The sequence below is a fragment of the Promicromonospora xylanilytica genome (assembly GCF_054782895.1).
In genome coordinates this window covers 1-1,462 of sequence record NZ_BAAGRP010000041.1, presented here as the reverse complement: position 1 = coordinate 1,462, position 1,462 = coordinate 1, and the positions used below count along the sequence as shown (strand labels likewise).

1 protein-coding gene is annotated in these 1,462 nt (G+C 69.8%); it reads left to right on the top strand.

Annotated features, from left to right (window positions below; translation table 11 throughout):
* Positions 1-109: 109 nt before the first annotated feature.
* Complete coding sequence (locus tag ACYVK7_RS17690) at positions 110-1,456, top strand: IS701 family transposase (protein ID WP_460889038.1); 1,347 nt, start codon at positions 110-112, stop codon at positions 1,454-1,456.
* Positions 1,457-1,462: the final 6 nt, after the last annotated feature.

Genomic DNA, 1,462 nt, shown 5'->3' with positions numbered 1-1,462 from the left:
GCTAGTACTACAGCCGTAGATCTGGTCGTTGACCTGGGGTGATGCCTGGACGTGGGGCGGCCACCGCCGGGATGCTTCGTTGCTTGTGTGGAACAAGAAGTCCGTGGCGGTGGCCGCGGCCAATAGCGTAGACGCTCCAGCGTGGCAGGCCGAGTTCGAGACGGCGTTCGGGCAGGTCGCGGCCCGGTTCGCACGCCGAGACGCCCGTGGCGTGGCGCGGGATCTGCTGGCAGGGCTGCTCGCTCCGTTGGAGCGGAAGAACTGCTGGACGATCGCCGAGCACGTCGGCCACAAGAGTCCGCACCGGCTCCAGCACCTGCTCGGGCGCGCGGTCTGGGACGCCGACGAGGCGCGTGACGACGTGCGTTCCTACGCGCTCGGGCACCTGGCCGATCCGGGCGCGGTGCTCGTGGTCGACGAGACCGGCGACCTGAAGAAGGGCACCAGGTCGGTCGGCGTGCAGCGGCAGTACACCGGCACCGCGGGCAGGATCGAGAACGCGCAGGTCGCGGTATTCCTGACCTACGCCGCGCAGCGTGGGCACACGTTCATCGACCGGCGCCTGTATCTGCCCGAGTCCTGGACCGGTGACCAGGCCCGGCGCGAGCTGGCGGGCGTGCCCGACGACGTCGTGTTCGCGACCAAGCCGCACCTGGCCGCGACCATGATCACGAACGCCGTCCAGGCCGGGACACCGGCGAGGTGGGTCGCCGGGGACGAGGTCTACGGCGCCGACCCGTACCTACGCGCCACCTGCCGGCGGCTGGGCCTGGCCTACGTGCTGGCGATCGGCTCCAACCGTGTGGTGCCGACCGGCGCCGGACCGCTACGCGCCGACAAGGCCACCGACCGGGTCCCGGACGGGGCCTGGTCACGGATGTCGTGCGGCGACGGGTCCAAAGGACGACGCTGGTACTCCTGGGCGCTCCTCGAGCTGGAACCCGAGGTCGACGGATCGGACCTCGGGTCCGGTCACCACAGCCTGCTGGTACGTCGCAACGACACCACCGAAGAGCTGGCCTGGTACCGCTGCTGGACCCCACGACCGGTCGCGATCGGCGACCTGGCCCGCGTGGCCGGACGCCGGTGGACCGTCGAGGAGAACTTCCAGGCAGCCAAGTCCCACACCGGCCTGGACGAGCACCAGGTCCGCAACTGGAACTCCTGGCACCGATGGACCACCCTGGCGATGCTCGCCCACACCTTCCTGACCATCCTGGCCGCCGTCATGAACGACACCGAGCCCACCGACGACACCGCCGGCCTGATCGCGATCACCCTCGGCGAGGCACGACGGCTGTTCACCACCCTCGCACCGCTCACCACGACCACCACTGCGCGAGTCCTGGCCTGGTCAAAGTGGCGACGCCGACACCAACACCGCGCCCGACGAGCCCACTACCAACGACGCGAAGGCAGCATCAGCGCAGCCCACAGACCCGATCTACGGCTGTAGTACTAG